Raw genomic sequence first — 17,172 nt, forward strand, 5'->3', positions numbered from 1 at the left:
TTTATTATACTTATTTTGGCTGCATGATGAATTCAAGCGGAGAACGAAGCTCATATTCTTTCTTTTGATTTAAAGAAAGAAAAATTTCAGGTAATTTATTATAATTGATATCTTTAAAATACGATGCAAATTCCTGCTTAGAATTAATATAAAGTCGTTTCCGGCTGCGCAGGCCTGGGTTTTTCAAGAGACAGACCAAAGCTACAATGTCTTTAAAGGCAATTTCATCATCTTGCTGAACAAAAATTGGGTCTTGCTGGTATGGTGTAAATTCATGCCGAATTTCATCAAAATACCTTACGTATAGAACATGAAGTGTTTTTTCCTCTCCATCTTCATAAAAGGTAACGATGCTCCTGTTAAAAAAATCCTCAGAAGTATTTGATTTTTCTTTTTCTAATTCAAACCCTTTACACTCTTTAATTAACAAATAAATTCCACTCCTTGGCCAATGAAAATATGGCAAATAAATCTGATCAACTCACCTGAGAATGAATTACATAATTTACTTAGCTTCATTTTATCATAAATTCAATTAAGTATTTGAAAATTAAGAATTAATCGTGTCCTGAAATCTCTCAAAAAAAAGATCTGCCTCCTCTTGAATGAATTCCTCTTCTCCCTTTTCGGGAAGCTTAGGAAGTTCTTCAATACTCTTTAGACCAAAGTAATCAAGAAACTCTTTTGTCGTCCCATATAAATAGGCTCTTCCAGTCCCTTCCGCACGACCAACTTCTTTGATCAATGCTTTGGCCATCAGGGTATGCAGCGGTCTCTCTGTTTTGACACCACGGATTTCCTCTATTTCCGCTCGAGTTATAGGCTGTTTATAGGCAATAATCGCTAATGTTTCTAATGCTGCCTGTGACAGTGTCGTCGTATGCGGGGAATCAACCAGCTTTTTTAAATAAGCTGCATTTTCTTTTTTCGTGGCAAGCTGGTATGTTCCCGCTAGCTGTACAATCATAATTCCCCTATTAGTATCACGCTCATATTGTTTTTTTAAATCTTCAATGATTTCATTCGCTTTTAATTCACTTACTTCAAGGACCTCTACTAGTTGTTTTAATGAAAGACCTTCATCTCCAGCAGCAAACAAAAGGCTCTCTAAAATGCTATTCCAATTAATGATGTCCAATCATTTCTGCCCCTTCCTTTACCGCTTCAACATAAATATCTCCAAAGTTCTCTCGTTGCTGTGCATCGATTTCTTTTCTTTTTATTAGCTCTAAAATCGCCAAAAAAGTGACTACTATGTGGTCTTTCGTTCGATAAGGAAATAAATCATTAAAGTTTTTCCGGCCCTTTACCTGCTTTAATTCAGCCATTATTTCTGTCATTCTGGTATCAATTGATATTTCTTGGCGAGCAATCTTCGTAGCCATTGGGCGCTGAAGCTTCTTCCGTCGCATTAATTTTTGAAAAGCCGCCAGCATATCATATAGTGACACATTTAACTCTGCTTTTTCAGGCTGGCTCTCTTTTGCGTACTCTGAGAGATCACTTGGCGGCTTTGTATACATAAGCCCTCGCTCTACTTCCATCGACTTTAGGTCATGAGCTGCTTCTTTAAACTTGCGGTATTCGATTAGACGCTCAACCAGTTCATCTCGTGGGTCTTCTTCATATAAGATGTCAGGATCCTCATAACCAGGAACCTCCTCATGTTTGGGTAAGAGCATCTTACTCTTAATGACAAGTAATGTTGCAGCCATTACCAAAAACTCGCTTGCAACATCTAACTTAAGTTCATTCATTGTCTTAATATACAATAAGTACTGCTCAGTTATTTGGGCAACTGGAATATCATATATGTCAATTTCAAGCCCATTAATTAAATGGAGCAACAAATCTAACGGTCCTTCAAATGCATCAATTTTCACCTGGTATGGCATTGTACTTCACCAAAATTCTTTAAAAATAAGTTGTTGATTATCCACTTCGACTAATAATAGTATAGAGGATTAAATGAGGTTATCCAATAGAAAAATCAACTCCCCGAGGGAATATTATCAAATCATGATGTTTGCCCATAACATTGGACTAGTATCCTACATATGATGACAAGGAAAAGAACAAAACATCATTTTTAGGAGGTAGTGAATATGTCTGAACATGGATTTGGATCCGGATTTGCTTTAATTGTAGTTCTATTTATCTTGTTAATTATCGTTGGTGCTTCCTGGGTATATTAATTAGACAGGAAGGCTGAAGAACTACTAAAAAACCAGTTCAATAAAGCAGCCATTACCGTTAGACAAACTGGACCCGTCTTTCATGACGGGTTTTTTTTATTTATTCGAGACAGCATATAACTGTGATACACTATACATAATTATTGTGTAAGGGGGTGAATTGCTTGTACCCTAGCGAGTATATCCATTTTTTAGCCCATTTTCATGGAGACCGTGATTATTTCGAATGCCATGAACTTCTTGAAGACTATTGGAAAAAAACAGATTCGAGAAACAAAGATTCCATCTGGGTTGGTTTCATATTATTATCCGTTTCTCTATATCATCATCGCCGAAAAAATTTTAGCGGTGCAAAGCGGACGTTAGCTAAAGCCATTAAAATTTTCGAATTACAACCAGATTCTATCACTAAACTTGGAGTAACCCCCGTCGGGCTTATCCATTTATTACATGAACAATTATCGTCTCTTCAGAAAGGTGAATCGTATCGAAGCATCTCAATCCCGATTTGTGACACTTCCTTAACTGAATTAGCGAAAAAAACATGTGAACAAAAAGGGTTTATTTGGGGTAATCAAAGTGATATGACAAATAAATTCATTATTGATCGTCATAAATTACGCGACAGAACCAGCATAGTCCAAGAAAGATTGAAGTCATTAAAGACGCGAAAAGGCAGCGAATAAATTATTATTCACTGCCTTTTTGAAGATAAGATTAGCAAAACTCACATTTTTCGATAAAAGCGGCTGTATTTTCATTAGCAGTAATTTCTTTTTCAGCATACATTTCTTTTAGAGCTTTAACCATCTTTTTACCGATTCCCTGATACCGATGTGAGGGATTAACGGAGATGTGTAAGATTTCTAAAGAATTGGTATCATTATGAAATAAGACACCTAACAGACCGATGATATCTTCCTCTTTCCAAAGAAATAGCTGTAATTGATCTTCGGTTTCATATTCCTTCATAGTTTGCTGAAGCTTTTTTAAGTCCTTTTCGGCGGGCATAAAAGACAATAACCCCATGGCTATTTTCTCGAAAGCTTTCTTATAACGAATTAACATTTAGATCCCTCATTATATTAAATAAACCGATAAACTTGATGGTTTAACAATAGTATATTTTTACCAAGTAGCTGAATATTAAACACTATTCATTATATGTATTGGAAGTTATTATGTTTCATCAATCACCATGATACATAATAAACGGTCAATCATCAATGGAAAAAATTAATATTAGTGTTTCGGTCCGATAAAAATCCAATAGATAACTCCCCATAAAATCGACACACCAATAAGAATACAAAATATAATCCAGTTGCTTCTCTTCATTAAAATGTTTCCTCCAAAAGAATATTGAAGATTTGGTACTGTCCTACATTCTACACTATTTTGCAAAAATAAGCTATTCTACTTACATATTTTACATTTTTTCGAGCAAGTTCTACTTTCTATGAAACTTAAAGCTTGTTATTTACGTTATTATTATTGAATTCGGTTATATTATAATAAACAGAGTCACTACATTTTCATGATTACCTGTAAATTCCGAGGAGGAAACTATGAAAAAAACTATCATTTACTTCATGTTGGCTTTTTTAATTTTCAATCCAATTCGCACCTTTGCTGATGTAGCAGAAGGTGACATGATTGTTACATTAGGTCAAAATTTAACTGAAGCTCAGAAGAAGGCACTTTTATTAGAAATGGGTGCTCCTGATGATGTTCAGATTGTCACCGTCACAAACGAGGAAGAACACCAGTATTTAGGGAAATATGTGTCAAAATCACTTATCGGGACAAAAGCCATTTCATCATCGGCGATAACCATCCAACCGAAAGGTGCGGGTGTCACGGTTGAAACGAAGAATATTAATTGGGTTACGGACGAAATGTACATCAATGCCCTAATAACTGCCGGTGTAAAGGATGCAAAAGTTTATATAACGGCCCCGATTACTGTTTCTGGAACCGCAGCATTAACAGGGATTATAAAAGCCTACGAGATATCTGCTGATAAGACCATTCCTGAAGAAGTGAAACAGGCAGCAAATCAAGAAATGGTTGAAACTGCGAAACTAGGTGACTCCATAGGTGAAGAGAATGCTGCCGCGTTAATTGCAAAAATAAAAGAAGAAATTGCAAAGAATAAACCAAAAAATGATCAAGAATTACAAAATATTATCGAACAAGCTGCAAAGGACTTAAATGTAAAGCTTACAGATGAAGAAATGCAGCGGTTAATAGACTTTTTTAACAAGCTAAAGGATTTAAACATTGACTGGAATCAAGTTAGCGATCAATTAAATAAAGCGAAGGATCAAATTTCTAATTTTCTTAAGTCAGAAGAAGGGCAAGGTTTTTTAGATAAGTTAAAACAATTTTTCAATTGGCTGATTGATACGATTAAGTCGATATTCTCTTAATATTGGGGATGTTGATTTCCGCTCCAATCAACATCGTGCCAATACTATTAATGAGCATTAAAATATAAAAAAACTGCCGCAAAAAAAATTTCTGCGGCAGTTTTTTATTTAAGCGGTAAATCATGTTTTATTAAATCCTCATATGTCTCTCTCTTTACCACAAGGGTTGCGATTCCGTTTTCTACGAATACCACTGCTGGACGCGGGATGCGATTATAGTTATTTGACATTGAATAGCCGTAAGCACCTGTACAAAAAACAGCAAGAATATCTTCTTCCTCTACATCTGGTAACGGTAAATCCCAAATCAACATGTCTCCTGATTCACAGCATTTCCCAGCTATTGATACCGTTTCTTTCGCTTTCGTTAATGGTTTATTCGCAAGAACAGCCTCATATTTCGCCTGATAAAGGGCTGGTCGAATATTGTCACTCATTCCACCATCCACTGCTAAATACTTTCGAACACCAGGAACTTCTTTGGATGAACCCACTTTATAAAGAGTAATTCCAGCATCCCCAACAAGCGAACGCCCTGGCTCAATCCAAATTTCCGGCATTTTTAAAGAATAGCTATCAGTTAATAATTTAACTTCCCGAATAATTTCACTCACGTATTGAGAAGGTTGAATGGGTTCATCTTCTTTTGTATAGCGGATTCCAAAGCCACCGCCCAAATTCAATACTTTTGCTTCGAAAGAAAGCTCTCTTTTCCATGCTTCCATTTTTCCGACAATCTTTTTAGCTGCTAATAAAAAGCCAGTTGTTTCAAAAATTTGTGATCCAATATGGCAATGGAGGCCAAGGACTTCAAAGTTATCATTTTTTAGTGCCATTTTTAATGCATCTTCCGCTTGTCCATTTTGAAGATCAAACCCAAATTTAGAATCTTCCTGCCCAGTTAAAATGTAATCATGCGTATGGGCTTCGATACCAGGGGTTACTCGGAGCAGGATGCTAACATGAGCATTTTTCTCTTTAGCAATGGTTTTCAAAAGCTCCAATTCTGAAAAATTATCCACAACGATGCAGCCAATTTCATGATCCAATGCCATTTCTAATTCTTCTCTGCTCTTGTTGTTCCCGTGAAAATGAATTCTCTCGACAGGGAACCCTGCAGCAATAGCAGTATACAATTCGCCGCCAGATACTACATCTAGTGACAATCCCTCTTCCTCAGCGAGCTGAATCATTGCAATGGTTGAAAAGGCTTTACTAGCATAGGCAACCTGCGCCTTGATCTCTTGTTCCTCAAATGCCCGTTTAAAAGATTGGGCCCTTTCACGCATTAATGCTACATCATATACATAAAGAGGAGTTCCATATTCTTTCGCCAACTCAATAGAATCGACCCCGCCAATTTCTAAATTTCCGTTTTTGTTTACGCCTGTTGTCCCGTAAAAATACATACCCTTCCCTCTCTCCCAATCACTCACTATAGTTTATGCGGACAATCACATAAGATAATAATAAATAGACAGAATCTACAAAAGATACTGCCTATTTTTCATTCTTTATCCCTTTATTTAATTAAAAATACTTTAGCATACCTGTTAGAAAAGTGCAATTATTTCTCGTTTGCTTTAGGCGGCTGCCGGTAACGGTTTCTAGGGTGAACAATACTTGGTCTCAAGATAGAACCTGGTATTGCTCTGCGCACAATGATTTGCAAAAATCCTTTCGGCTCAAAAGGAAGGAATGGCCACAGATATGGTGTATTAAGTGCACGTATTTTTACAAGGAAAAGGAAGAATACTGTCGCCCCAATAACAAATCCCGGCAGATGAAATAACGACACAAGAATTAACAGAGTTAATCGTCCAATTTTGTTTGCTACGCTTAATTCATAACTTGGAGTTGTAAAGGAACCAATCCCTGCAACCGCTACATACAAGATTACCTCTGGAACAAACAGTCCCACGCTAATCGCAATCTGTCCAATTAATACCGCTGCAATTAATCCCATTGCAGTCGAGAGTGGAGTAGGTGTATGTATGGCGGCCAATCGTAAAAACTCAATCCCAAAATCAGCCAAGAAAATCTGAACGATAATCGGGATATTTGTTGTTTCATTTGGTCCAATAAAAGAGAATCTTTCAGGTAATAAGGATGGTTCTAATACAAATAACATCCATAATGGGAGTAGTAAAATAGACGTAAGTACGCCTAAAAAACGCGTCCAACGCAAAAATGTTCCCATTGCAGGAGATTCACGAAATTCTTCTGCATGCTGTACATGATGGAAATATGTCGTAGGAGTGATTATGACACTTGGGGAGGTGTCAACATAAATTATAACATGCCCTTCCAGAAGATGTGTTGCAGCGATATCTGCACGCTCCGTATATCTTACGAGCGGAAAGGGATTCCAACCCTGCTTTAGAATGAATTCTTCTATGGTTTTATCAGCCATTGGAATTCCATCTGTATTAATTGCCTGAATTTCTTTCCTAATCACATTGACCATATCTGGATCTGCAACATCCTCTAAATACCCTAAAGCCACATCCGCCTTTGACCGTTCACCCACCTTTAGCATTTCAAAGCGAAGACGTTCATCTCGAATTCGCCGTCTCGTTAAGGCTGTATTCAAAATAATATTTTCAACAAACCCATCACGAGACCCTCTAACCACCTTTTCTGTATCAGGTTCTTGAGGCTGCCTTCCTGGATAGCTTCTGACATCAACGACAAAAGCTGTATTTTCCCCCTCCAATACTACAGCAACTAATCCGGACAAAACCTTATCAACAATGTAATCAAGTGTGGTAGCTTGTTCAACTGATTGATTGATTAGCCTATTTTCAATTACCTTAAAGAAATCTGATGATAATTTTTCATGGTCATTGATTTCAACTAATTCTTCAATTAATTCAATTACGAAGCGAGAATCACATAAGCCATTTACATAGTAGATATGTACGTCCTTCTTGAGGATTTTTAATTTCCTCACACCAAAATCAAAGCTTTTCCCAAGACCAACCCGTTGTTTCATATAGTTTTCAACTTCATTTACTGATTTAGGGATTGGCCATTTCTGTTCGTTACTTCTTGACATGGAAGCCACTCCTTTCAAGTATAAGCTCCACTGCTTTTTTTGTTATCGGGGAACCTTTTTTGTAGGAGTCATGTCTAGCCATCTTGCCAATATCACCAATTCCTACGATGACAGGAACCTCCAATTCATCAAGGCAGTAAACTGTATCACCATTTATTCTCCCGATTTCAAGCTCAGGTATACCAAATTTATCTACTCCATATGGAGTTAAATTTCCATCACGATCGATACTTACGTCCACCCTTGACCATTCTTCATGTCTTGATTTAGCTGCAACTGCAATAATTCCTAGAACTTCAATGTCTTCATGTCCTGCTACATATTTCAAAGCATTCTCACCAGCACCTTCTCCAACTATGCCACTATCATCAAACATCACTAATACGGGATCGTGAGGGGTCTTTTTTATCAACTGGACTATTTTCTCGCCGGTTAAAGTTGAAGGATTCCCTTGGGAACTAGAAATACATCGGCCACCTATTTCTTTGGCAACATGCTCGACTGCTTTCTTAGCATATTCATCACCGTCAGTAATTAAAATAACACGCCTCCGAATGCTCATAGTGTGCTGTCCTTTCTTGGCCCAAGTTGAAAATTCTTCCCAAAAGGGTTAATGATGTACAAAATAAACCCATTGAAAAATTGACCCCGCAATTTTTCCTAATACGATTGCCATGATTAATATAACAATCTCACCATCTAATCGGATTCTTTTAGCAAGAATTGGCAGAACGTTTAATACCTCAGTGAGGGCTGCAGCTAACATCCCATAAAAAATTCCACCTGTAATTCCGAGAAAAATTAATGAAAAAGAAGGAATATGTAAAATAGGATCCCTCAGACTTGCACCTACCCCAGCGAGTGCTCCTAACACAACTGCCCATTCATAGTGCTGAATCATTTTCATTGTCTTACTTAGTTGTGTAAGTCTCGGGATAATTCCTAATACCGTTAGAAATGCGACAAAACCAGAACCTACTGCCAGTCCACTCGCTACACCTAAAAAGAGGATGGCTATTATCTTAATCGTCACTGATTTTTTTTATACTTTCTTTATTTTCGTGGATAATTACGTAATTATCTAAATCCATTTGATAATTAAACATTTCTACCTCGAGGGGACTGGGCTCTTCATTTATACGTTTCTTAAAGACATGATTAAAAAAAAGAATCATTCCCATGCCTAATCCAATTGAATAGGGAATTTGAAACAGTAATGGTTTTGCATCTTTTTTTCCTGTAATGATCGTATATATTTTTTCGTGGACACTTTTCATACTTACATCATCATGAAAATTCATTATTGCCAAGGCTGAGCCGAAAAATAAGAGAAACCAAATTAAAAGGAAAAAAGGCAGGCGGACTCCCTTTTTTTTATTCATGACTTCAATGATGGTTTGGGCGGGTCCAATTGTTTGGACTTCCATTCTTTCAAATTCATTTTTAATTAAGTGGATAACTTTCATGACATCAATAATGACGATATTCTGATCTGTAACTGTTAATTGATGAATGGTCAAAGTTTGTAGTTGTGAAAGAACTTCGTCAGGTGCAATAACTTGCGCAATATCATTTAACAATACTTTTTCTTGGGGCGGAGCCTGAACTCGATTCCGCATACGGATATATATTGTTTCTTCCAAAACTATCACTTCCCAAACAATGATTTCCTGTATAAATAGTATGAGTAATAAGCACTTTTTTCATTAAATCCAAAAAATACCAGCAGCTTATTTACACAAAAAAACCGTATGAATCAGAGATCCATACGGCCTTTCATTTGCTGCAATATTTTTTTTTCAAGTCGTGATACTTGCACTTGGGATATTCCAAGCCTAAGAGCAACCTCAGATTGTGTTTGGTCCTTGTAATACCTTAAATAGACAATGAGTCTTTCGCGCTCATCTAATTCTCGGATAGCTTCCTTTAATGCAATTTTATCAAACCATTTTCCATCATTTCCATCATCAATCTGGTCCAGTAGAGTAATTGGATCTCCATCATTTTCATACACTGTTTCATGAATGGAAGAAGGTGTTCTGCTGGCTTCTTGAGCGAGAATGACATCTTCTGGTGAGAGGTCAAGATGGGCTGAGATCTCGTTAACCGTTGGTATTCTGCCAAGCACTTTTGATAATTCGTCTTTTGCTTTTCGGATTTTGTTTCCCATTTCCTTCAAAGATCGGCTAACCTTAACCGTTCCATCATCACGGATAAATCGCTGGATCTCACCAATAATCATCGGGACTGCATAAGTCGAAAACTTTACATCATAGGAAAGGTCAAATTTATCCACTGATTTTAATAATCCAATACACCCAATCTGAAACAGGTCATCGGGGTCATACCCCCGGTTTAGGAACCTTTGGACAACAGACCAAACAAGACGCATATTTTTTTCAACAATTAGATCCCTTGATTCTTGATCTCCATCTTGGCTCTTTTTAATGAGTTCTTTTACTTCATGATCCTTTAAATATGTTTGACCTTTATCATTCTTAACCTCCACATCCATTGGCAAGTCTCCTTAATTGCAAAGCATTTTGCGGTTTTGTAAATGCTTTCGTAATCTAACTTCGGTTCCTCGACCTGGCTGTGAATGAACCTCTACCTCATCCATGAAATTTTCCATGATAGTAAAACCCATTCCGGATCGCTCTAAATCCGGCTTTGTTGTAAATAATGGCTGACGAGCTTCTTCCACATCTACAATTCCCAATCCTGCATCTTTAATTGTTAGATCAATTAAACTATCTTCGATGATTACTTGAATATAGACAATTCCATTAGGATCATTCTCATATCCGTGAATAATCGCATTGGTCACTGCTTCGGATACAACTGTTTTAATTTCAGTCAATTCATCCATATTAGGGTCTAACTGGGCGATAAATGCCGCCACGGTTACTCGAGCAAATGACTCATTTTGACTTAGTGCACTGAATTGAAGATTCATTTCGTTCTTCATTCAGGCCACCCCCAATCTTTGCAATGCAAATTCTTCTGTCGGTTCCATTTTGATGATTTTAAATAAACCTGACATATCGAATAGCCTTTGTATCGCTGGGGAAATCGCACATACCACCATTTCACCGTGGACCTGTTTAATTTGTTTGTATCTGCCTAAGATTACGCCTAATCCAGAGCTGTCCATAAAAGCGAGATGTTCCAGATTTAAGACAATATGACGAATTTCATTTTTTTCAATCACAGTTATCGCTTTTTCGCGAAGTTCATCCGCGGTGTGATGGTCCAATTCACCGCTTAAACGAATGCATAGAACGTCATGTTTTGTTTCCATATCAATATTAAGACTCACTATCCCGTCCTCCTTAATCTGGTATAGTGAGACAATTCTCTTTCGGGCTGTTAATATCCTTCTGTAAATACAAAACTAGTCGCATTTCGCTAAAAGAAGTGATTTATTTGGAAGATTCGACACAGCCGAGGTTCTTTCGCTTTTCTTATTTACCAGCCTTTGTGAACATTCCAAATGATCGTTTATATAGCGTCCACCAACCAGCTTCTTTTACGGTTCCCTTTGCTAATAAAGGACTTTCTACAAAGACTTTTCCGTCTTTTATTAATTGAATGGTTCCAATCTTATCGCCTTTATTGATGGGAGCTTGGAGATTTTTATTTATTGTTATTTTTTGTTTGACATCCTCGGTTTTTTCACCTTTTTTTGTAAGCAGTGAAATCGGCTCGCTTGTTACAGCCTCGATCGACTTCTCCTGTCCTTTACTCAATCTAGCTTTGGCTATTATCTGGTTACGTTTGTACATTGGATGTGTTTGATATTGGTTAAAAGCATAATTAAGCATTTTTGTTACTTGGGCATTTCTTTCCTTTGATGTAGGTGCTCCGAACACAACCGCAATGACACGCATCCCATTCTTTTGAGCTGTGGCTGTTAAGCAGTATTTTGCTTCCGCAGTAAAGCCTGTTTTAAGTCCGTCTACACCTGGGTAAAATCGTACCAATTTATTCGTATTAACAAGCCAGAATTTTTTGTCTGTATTTTCACGAAGATATGCTTCATACATACCAGTAAATTTCGTAATGTCTTCATATTTTAATAGTTCTTTCGCCATTATAGCCATATCATTCGCCGTGCTGAAATGACCACTAACTGGAAGTCCCGTTGTATTTTTAAAGAAAGTATGCTTTAAACCAAGTTCTTTCACTTTGTTATTCATCATGTCAACAAATGCTTCTTCTGACCCAGCAATTCTTTCAGCCATTGCCACAGATGCATCATTTCCAGAACCAATTGCAATACCTCTTAGCATTTCCTTGGTGGTCATTTCTTCGCCAGGTTCAAGAAAAATTTGTGAACCACCCATCGATGCTGCATACTCACTAGCACGGATTTTTTCATTCCAAGATAGTTTCCCTTTATCAACAGCTTCCATGATTAACAGCATAGTCATAATTTTGGTCATACTCGCCGGCGGTAACTCTTCATTCCCGTTTTTCTCATAAAGCACTTTTCCTGTATCACGTTCAATTAAAATAGCGGATTTTACATTGTTGACGATATCAGCATTCTTTTTTTCCTCAGCAGCAAATGCTGATGTACTCCATAAACTTGTAAGTAAAAAAATTGTCACTATCAAAGAGACAAATCGTTTCATTCGCATAACCCTCCATTCTTTATAGCATCCATTTTTTCCAAAATTAATAACTTTATACAGTTATTTCCTTGTAAACAAAATAAAAATAGGGTGTCAGGCACCATGTGAATTTTTCACATGGTGCCTGACACCCTTTAGAGTTGATTTATTCGGTTATTTCCCCATGTATGAGGATTGGTGAGTCTATTTTTGTCGCGGAAATTTTTATGTTGTTGTAAAGTTTGTTTTTTACTTCCTCAACATTTTCGAAATTGCTGTAAATGGTTACTAAGGATTCACCTTTCTTCACTTGGTCACCGATTTTCTTTCTTAGGACGAGGCCCACAGCTAAATCAATGACAGATTCCTTAGTTGCTCTTCCTGCGCCAAGAATCATCGCAGCTGTTCCGACTTCATCTGCCACGATTTCAGATACATAGCCATCCTCTTTGGCTTCCAATTCAATCATATACTTTGCTTGCGGCATTTTTGAAGGGTCATCCACAACGGACGCATCCCCGCCTTGTGAACTTAAAAATACTTTTAATTTTTCAAGCGCTGAACCGTCTTTGATTACACCTTCAAGCTTGGTCCGGGCATCTGCTAATGAATCCGCCTTTTCTGCTAAGTAAACCATATGGCTGCCAAGAGTTAAACATAATTCTGTTAAATCCTCAGGGCCTTCACCTTTTAATGTATCAATCGCTTCCTTTACTTCAAGGGCATTCCCAATCGCAAAACCCAGCGGTTGGCTCATGTCAGAAATAACAGCCATTGTTCTTCTGCCGACATTATTTCCAATTCGCACCATTGCTTTTGCAAGTTCGCGAGAATCATCAAGTGTTTTCATAAATGCACCTGCACCGGTTTTAACATCAAGAACGATAGCATCAGCACCAGCAGCAATCTTTTTACTCATGATTGAACTTGCGATTAGTGGAATACTATCGACAGTGGCTGTCACATCTCTCAATGCATAAAGTTTCTTGTCTGCAGGCGTTAAATTTCCACTTTGTCCAATTACAGCAATCTTGTTTTTATTAACAAGCTCGATAAATTCTTCATTTTTAATTTCAACATGGAAGCCTTCTACCGCTTCTAATTTATCGATTGTTCCCCCAGTATGTCCTAAGCCGCGCCCTGACATCTTTGCAACAGGTACATCAAGTGCAGCAACAAGCGGACCAAGAACTAGCGTTGTTGTATCACCCACACCGCCGGTAGAGTGTTTGTCAACTTTAATTCCAGCAATTTGTGATAAATCAATTTGGTCACCTGATTCAACCATCGCCATAGTCAAATCGGCTCTTTCCTGTTCAGTCATCCCTTTAAAAAAGATAGCCATAGTTAAGGCGCTGACTTGGTAATCTGGTATTGATCCGTCGGTATATCCATTAATTATAAATTTAATTTCATCTGATGATAATTCTTGTCCATCTCTTTTTTTCTCTATTAAGTCAACCATTCTCATCTAAATCACCACTTTTTCGAAAAATATTTACCTAGCAATTGTTTTCACAATCTCTTTTATATACTGAAGGAAGTCAGCTTTTACTCTTTCTGTTGTTTCAATCACTTCATCATGGGTAAGCGGCTGGTCAAGAATACCTGCTGCCATGTTTGAAATACATGAAATACCAAGTACCTTCATGCCACTGTGACGCGCTACAATTACCTCTGGGACAGTAGACATTCCGACTGCATCTCCGCCCATGGTCCGTACCATTCTAATTTCAGCAGGAGTTTCATACACAGGTCCAGGATTACCAAAGTAAACTCCTTCTTTAACATTAATGTTTAGACGGCTAGCAATCTCTCTTGCAGCAACTCGTAATTCTTTCGTATATGCCTCTGACATATCAGGGAATCGTACCCCAAGTTTCGAATCATTTGGTCCAATTAACGGATTTGTGCCCATATTATTAATATGATCTGAAATAATCATTAAATCACCTGCAGAAAAGCTTTCATTAACTCCGCCTGCAGCATTGGTCACGATTAACATGTCCACGCCTAACTCTTTCATAACGCGAACAGGGAAGGTTACTTTTTCCATACTATATCCTTCATAGAAATGGAAACGACCTTGCATGGCACAAACTTCAACACCGCTTAATAGTCCAAACACTAGTTGACCAGCATGGCCCTCCACAGTTGAAATAGGGAAGTCAGGGATTTCATTGTAAGGAATTTTTACTGGGTTCTCAATTTCGTCCGCTAAAACACCAAGTCCTGAACCTAGAATTAATCCTACCTTAGGTGTATTTGCATATTTCTGTTTTAAAAAGCTTGAAGCATTTTGAATTTTTTCAGTGTTCATACTTAATTCCCCTTTTTATTTCAATTCATTTAAAAAGCTTTTTCCGTAGTTAGGTAATTTGACTTTAAAGTTGTCTGCAACAGTTGCACCGAGGTCAGCAAACGTCTCTCTTAATGGAAGTTCCTTACCTTCCGTCATACCCTTGGAGTAAACTAATAAAGGTACATATTCACGTGTATGGTCTGTACCTGGTGCTACTGGGTCATTACCGTGATCGGCTGTAATCATTAATAAATCGTCTTCTTTCAACTTGGCAAACACTTCCGGGAGACGTGCATCATATTCTTCCAAAGCTTTTCCATAGCCCTCAGGGTCCCGGCGATGGCCATATAAAGCATCAAAATCAACTAGATTTAAAAAACTGATTCCAGTAAAATCCATTTCCAAGGTTTCAACAAGCTTATCCATACCATCCATATTAGAAACCGTTCTTAGGGATTGAGTCACGCCTTCGCCATCATAGATATCGGATATTTTTCCAATGGCAATAACATCGAAGCCGCTATCTTTTAATTCACTCATCACCGTCCGATCAAATGGTTTTAGCGCGTAATCGTGCCGGTTCGAGGTACGTTTAAAGTTTCCTGGCTCACCTAAGAAAGGGCGTGCGATAACGCGTCCAACCATATACCTTTCATCAAGCGTTAATTCACGAGCAATTTTACAAATTTTGTATTGCTCTTCAATTGGAATAATTTCTTCATGTGCAGCAATCTGAAGAACTGAATCAGCGGATGTATAGACAATTAATGCCCCTGTCTTCATATGTTCTTCGCCCAACTCATCGAGTATTTCTGTTCCGCTTGCCGGCTTATTCCCAATAATTTTCCTTCCGGTACGCTTTTCTAATTCCGAGAGAAGCTCATCTGGAAAACCCTCTGGGAACACTTGGAAAGGTGTTTGAATATTTAAACCCATAATTTCCCAGTGTCCTGTCATGGTATCTTTACCATTGGATGCTTCCATCATTTTTGTATAAAACGCCAAGGGTTTATCTGCTTTTTCAATACCTTTTATTTCTCGAATATTGCTTAATCCTAACTTGCCCATATTTGGCATATTAAGACCGTTCATTCTTTCGGCAATATGACCAAAAGTATCAGCGCCTTTGTCACCAAACTTTTCTGCATCTGGCGCTTCTCCAATCCCCACCGAGTCCATCACGATAATAAAAATACGTTTATATGTATTTGCAGCCATTAATTCTTCCTCCTTCATCCGTCGAAAACGTTTGCAAATATTAAAATCCTACAAATAGGTTGCCCTCATTATATAGGTTTATGAAAAACTAATATAAATCTATTTGTCAGAAGTCTGACATCTATATTGTACTAAATGTTTCAGAAATTACAAGAAAAAAGCCACCAAAAATTAGGCAGCTTTTTGACAATTTTACGTTTTTTTAGATTCTCCTACTCTATTAAGCTCGTGGATGAAATTTACTATATACGTCTTTTATCTTTGTTTTCGTAACCTGTGTATATATTTGAGTGGTTGAGATATCTGCATGACCTAACATTTCCTGAACAGCTCGCAAATCAGCCCCATTTTCTAACAAATGTGTGGCAAATGAATGACGAAGGGTATGTGGGGTAAGTTCCTTATTGATACCTGCTTCTTTTGTAAGCTTTTTCAAAATTTTCCAAAACCCTTGGCGTGTCAACCTTTTCCCCTGATGGTTTAAAAACAAAGCATGATCCTGATACTTTGTGGATACAAAACGCGGTCTTCCTTCTTCTAGATAATGTTTTATTGCCTCAGAAGCTGTTCGTCCAATCGGAATGATTCTTTCTTTATTCCCATTACAGCGAACAAATCCCATCATTAACTGAACATTATCAATCTCAAGACCTATTAGTTCACTAACCCGGATCCCTGTTGCATATAACAGTTCAAGCATCGCCTTGTCCCTTATTCCAAAATGATCATGTGATTGTGGTGTTTCTAGCAGGGCTTCTACTTCCTTCAAACTCAATATAGTTGGAAGAGACCTTTCAAGCTTTGGTGTTTCAATTTGAACGGAAGGGTCTTGGTCTGTTTCCTTTGCCCTTAACAAAAATTGATGAAATGCTCTTACGGAAGCGATGTGTCTTGCCAGGGTTTTCTGTGATTTTCCTTGTTCCTTTAAAAATCTTAAAAAGTGAATGATATGGACTCGTTGTACATCATTTAAAGTCATTACCAATTCCACATTTTTTAAATAATGAAGATAACTTTTTAAATCTCGCTCATATGCCATAATTGTATTATTGGATAAACCTTTTTCAACGATTAAGTAATGCATAAAATCCTTTAATTGCTCGTCCATCGCATTTACTCCCCATTTAAATAAAACAACATCAGCCGATCGAACAAAGAAGAATTATCCTCATTTACTGCGTTCGAAACCTTGAGAGAGGCTCCTTCCGGTTCATCATAGCGATGATAATTTTGATATTCTTCATTTACCAACATGATACCATAATAGAAAAGAATCGTGCATCCTGTGAATATAATAAAAACTTTTAAGGTTTTCAGTACAGCTTTAATAAATTGGCCCATTCTACTTCCC

The 17,172-nt window shown here is 37.4% G+C and carries 21 protein-coding genes; 3 read left to right on the forward strand and 18 right to left on the reverse strand.

The features are described from left to right. Positions 1–10 precede the first annotated feature (10 nt). The 3 genes from M3610_RS05225 to M3610_RS05235 all read right to left on the reverse strand — a co-directional run bounded on the left by M3610_RS05225 (position 11) and on the right by M3610_RS05235 (position 1,895). A complete protein-coding gene (locus M3610_RS05225; RefSeq protein ID WP_098574850.1) occupies positions 11–430 on the reverse strand; it encodes a hypothetical protein in 420 nt (139 codons plus the stop codon). A 120-nt stretch (positions 431–550) separates the two neighbouring features. Continuing rightward, positions 551–1,138 carry an SMC-Scp complex subunit ScpB gene (gene scpB, locus M3610_RS05230; protein ID WP_098574851.1) on the reverse strand — a complete coding sequence of 196 codons (588 nt, stop codon included), beginning with the start codon at positions 1,136–1,138 and terminating at the stop codon, positions 551–553. Beyond that, positions 1,125–1,895, reverse strand: a complete 771-nt coding sequence (locus M3610_RS05235; RefSeq protein ID WP_251457036.1) for a segregation/condensation protein A — start codon at positions 1,893–1,895, stop codon at positions 1,125–1,127. Before M3610_RS05235 ends, scpB begins: the two co-directional genes overlap by 14 nt. Positions 1,896–2,105: 210 nt before the next feature. On the opposite strand from M3610_RS05235, the gene M3610_RS05240 reads away from it, so the two are divergent. Further along, a complete protein-coding gene (locus M3610_RS05240; RefSeq protein ID WP_066363308.1) occupies positions 2,106–2,195 on the forward strand; it encodes a YjcZ family sporulation protein in 90 nt (29 codons plus the stop codon). 155 nt (positions 2,196–2,350) lie between these two features. Continuing rightward, positions 2,351–2,881 (forward strand): DUF309 domain-containing protein, encoded by a 531-nt coding sequence (locus M3610_RS05245; RefSeq protein ID WP_251457039.1) that lies wholly within the window; start codon positions 2,351–2,353, stop codon positions 2,879–2,881. A 31-nt stretch (positions 2,882–2,912) separates the two neighbouring features. On the opposite strand, the gene M3610_RS05250 is transcribed toward M3610_RS05245, so the two are convergent. Further along, a complete protein-coding gene (locus tag M3610_RS05250; protein ID WP_098574854.1) occupies positions 2,913–3,263 on the reverse strand; it encodes a GNAT family N-acetyltransferase in 351 nt (116 codons plus the stop codon). A 500-nt stretch (positions 3,264–3,763) separates the two neighbouring features. Here M3610_RS05250 and M3610_RS05255 point away from each other — a divergent pair, with 500 nt between their 5' ends. Beyond that, positions 3,764–4,627: a DUF1002 domain-containing protein gene (locus tag M3610_RS05255; protein ID WP_251457042.1), complete on the forward strand. Its 864-nt coding sequence runs from the start codon at positions 3,764–3,766 to the stop codon at positions 4,625–4,627. 104 nt (positions 4,628–4,731) lie between these two features. On the opposite strand, the gene lysA is transcribed toward M3610_RS05255, so the two are convergent. From lysA to M3610_RS05325, 14 genes are all read right to left on the reverse strand, one after another. Continuing rightward, complete coding sequence (gene lysA / locus M3610_RS05260) at positions 4,732–6,036, reverse strand: diaminopimelate decarboxylase (RefSeq protein WP_251457045.1); 1,305 nt, start codon at positions 6,034–6,036, stop codon at positions 4,732–4,734. Positions 6,037–6,194: 158 nt separating this feature from the next. Next, the gene (locus tag M3610_RS05265; protein ID WP_251457048.1) at positions 6,195–7,685 is read right to left on the reverse strand and encodes a spore germination protein; all 1,491 of its coding nucleotides are present in this window, start codon (positions 7,683–7,685) and stop codon (positions 6,195–6,197) included. Beyond that, positions 7,672–8,241 (reverse strand): stage V sporulation protein SpoVABEA, encoded by a 570-nt coding sequence (gene spoVAEA, locus M3610_RS05270; RefSeq protein ID WP_142333014.1) that lies wholly within the window; start codon positions 8,239–8,241, stop codon positions 7,672–7,674. Before spoVAEA ends, M3610_RS05265 begins: the two co-directional genes overlap by 14 nt. Positions 8,242–8,295: 54 nt before the next feature. Next, entirely contained in the window at positions 8,296–8,718 is a 423-nt protein-coding gene (locus tag M3610_RS05275) for a stage V sporulation protein AB (protein WP_098574860.1), read from the reverse strand. Continuing rightward, the gene (locus M3610_RS05280; RefSeq protein ID WP_251457051.1) at positions 8,708–9,328 is read right to left on the reverse strand and encodes a stage V sporulation protein AA; all 621 of its coding nucleotides are present in this window, start codon (positions 9,326–9,328) and stop codon (positions 8,708–8,710) included. Before M3610_RS05280 ends, M3610_RS05275 begins: the two co-directional genes overlap by 11 nt. A gap of 113 nt (positions 9,329–9,441) precedes the next feature. Then, positions 9,442–10,200: an RNA polymerase sporulation sigma factor SigF gene (sigF, locus tag M3610_RS05285; protein ID WP_098574862.1), complete on the reverse strand. Its 759-nt coding sequence runs from the start codon at positions 10,198–10,200 to the stop codon at positions 9,442–9,444. Positions 10,201–10,212: 12 nt separating this feature from the next. Next, complete coding sequence (spoIIAB, locus tag M3610_RS05290) at positions 10,213–10,653, reverse strand: anti-sigma F factor (RefSeq protein ID WP_098574863.1); 441 nt, start codon at positions 10,651–10,653, stop codon at positions 10,213–10,215. Beyond that, a complete protein-coding gene (spoIIAA, locus tag M3610_RS05295; protein ID WP_026563990.1) occupies positions 10,654–11,004 on the reverse strand; it encodes an anti-sigma F factor antagonist in 351 nt (116 codons plus the stop codon). Between the two features lie 145 nt (positions 11,005–11,149). Further along, the gene (locus tag M3610_RS05300) at positions 11,150–12,322 is read right to left on the reverse strand and encodes a D-alanyl-D-alanine carboxypeptidase family protein (protein ID WP_251457054.1); all 1,173 of its coding nucleotides are present in this window, start codon (positions 12,320–12,322) and stop codon (positions 11,150–11,152) included. Positions 12,323–12,467: 145 nt separating this feature from the next. Then, positions 12,468–13,772 (reverse strand): pyrimidine-nucleoside phosphorylase, encoded by a 1,305-nt coding sequence (locus M3610_RS05305; protein WP_251457059.1) that lies wholly within the window; start codon positions 13,770–13,772, stop codon positions 12,468–12,470. Positions 13,773–13,799: 27 nt separating this feature from the next. Next, positions 13,800–14,621: a purine-nucleoside phosphorylase gene (locus tag M3610_RS05310; protein WP_251457062.1), complete on the reverse strand. Its 822-nt coding sequence runs from the start codon at positions 14,619–14,621 to the stop codon at positions 13,800–13,802. Between the two features lie 15 nt (positions 14,622–14,636). Beyond that, complete coding sequence (gene deoB, locus M3610_RS05315; RefSeq protein ID WP_251457065.1) at positions 14,637–15,821, reverse strand: phosphopentomutase; 1,185 nt, start codon at positions 15,819–15,821, stop codon at positions 14,637–14,639. A gap of 220 nt (positions 15,822–16,041) precedes the next feature. Further along, positions 16,042–16,929, reverse strand: coding sequence for a site-specific tyrosine recombinase XerD (gene xerD / locus M3610_RS05320; RefSeq protein WP_251457068.1), 888 nt, complete (start codon positions 16,927–16,929; stop codon positions 16,042–16,044). Between the two features lie 5 nt (positions 16,930–16,934). Further along, complete coding sequence (locus M3610_RS05325; protein WP_098574869.1) at positions 16,935–17,162, reverse strand: YqzK family protein; 228 nt, start codon at positions 17,160–17,162, stop codon at positions 16,935–16,937. Positions 17,163–17,172 lie beyond the last annotated feature (10 nt).

Source organism: Neobacillus sp. MER 74, from assembly GCF_023714155.1.

What these genes read in the sequence shown, in the direction of transcription:
- M3610_RS05235 (WP_251457036.1), bottom strand. Translation starts at nt 1,895, where the DNA reads ATGCCATACCAGGTGAAAATTGATGCATTTGAAGGACCGTTAGATTTG.
- M3610_RS05240 (WP_066363308.1), top strand. Translation starts at nt 2,106, where the DNA reads ATGTCTGAACATGGATTTGGATCCGGATTTGCTTTAATTGTAGTTCTA.
- M3610_RS05250 (WP_098574854.1), bottom strand. Translation starts at nt 3,263, where the DNA reads ATGTTAATTCGTTATAAGAAAGCTTTCGAGAAAATAGCCATGGGGTTA.
- M3610_RS05255 (WP_251457042.1), top strand. Translation starts at nt 3,764, where the DNA reads ATGAAAAAAACTATCATTTACTTCATGTTGGCTTTTTTAATTTTCAAT.
- lysA (WP_251457045.1), bottom strand. Translation starts at nt 6,036, where the DNA reads ATGTATTTTTACGGGACAACAGGCGTAAACAAAAACGGAAATTTAGAA.
- M3610_RS05265 (WP_251457048.1), bottom strand. Translation starts at nt 7,685, where the DNA reads ATGTCAAGAAGTAACGAACAGAAATGGCCAATCCCTAAATCAGTAAAT.
- sigF (WP_098574862.1), bottom strand. Translation starts at nt 10,200, where the DNA reads ATGGATGTGGAGGTTAAGAATGATAAAGGTCAAACATATTTAAAGGAT.
- spoIIAB (WP_098574863.1), bottom strand. Translation starts at nt 10,653, where the DNA reads ATGAAGAACGAAATGAATCTTCAATTCAGTGCACTAAGTCAAAATGAG.
- M3610_RS05300 (WP_251457054.1), bottom strand. Translation starts at nt 12,322, where the DNA reads ATGAAACGATTTGTCTCTTTGATAGTGACAATTTTTTTACTTACAAGT.
- M3610_RS05305 (WP_251457059.1), bottom strand. Translation starts at nt 13,772, where the DNA reads ATGAGAATGGTTGACTTAATAGAGAAAAAAAGAGATGGACAAGAATTA.
- M3610_RS05310 (WP_251457062.1), bottom strand. Translation starts at nt 14,621, where the DNA reads ATGAACACTGAAAAAATTCAAAATGCTTCAAGCTTTTTAAAACAGAAA.
- deoB (WP_251457065.1), bottom strand. Translation starts at nt 15,821, where the DNA reads ATGGCTGCAAATACATATAAACGTATTTTTATTATCGTGATGGACTCG.
- xerD (WP_251457068.1), bottom strand. Translation starts at nt 16,929, where the DNA reads ATGGACGAGCAATTAAAGGATTTTATGCATTACTTAATCGTTGAAAAA.
- M3610_RS05325 (WP_098574869.1), bottom strand. Translation starts at nt 17,162, where the DNA reads ATGGGCCAATTTATTAAAGCTGTACTGAAAACCTTAAAAGTTTTTATT.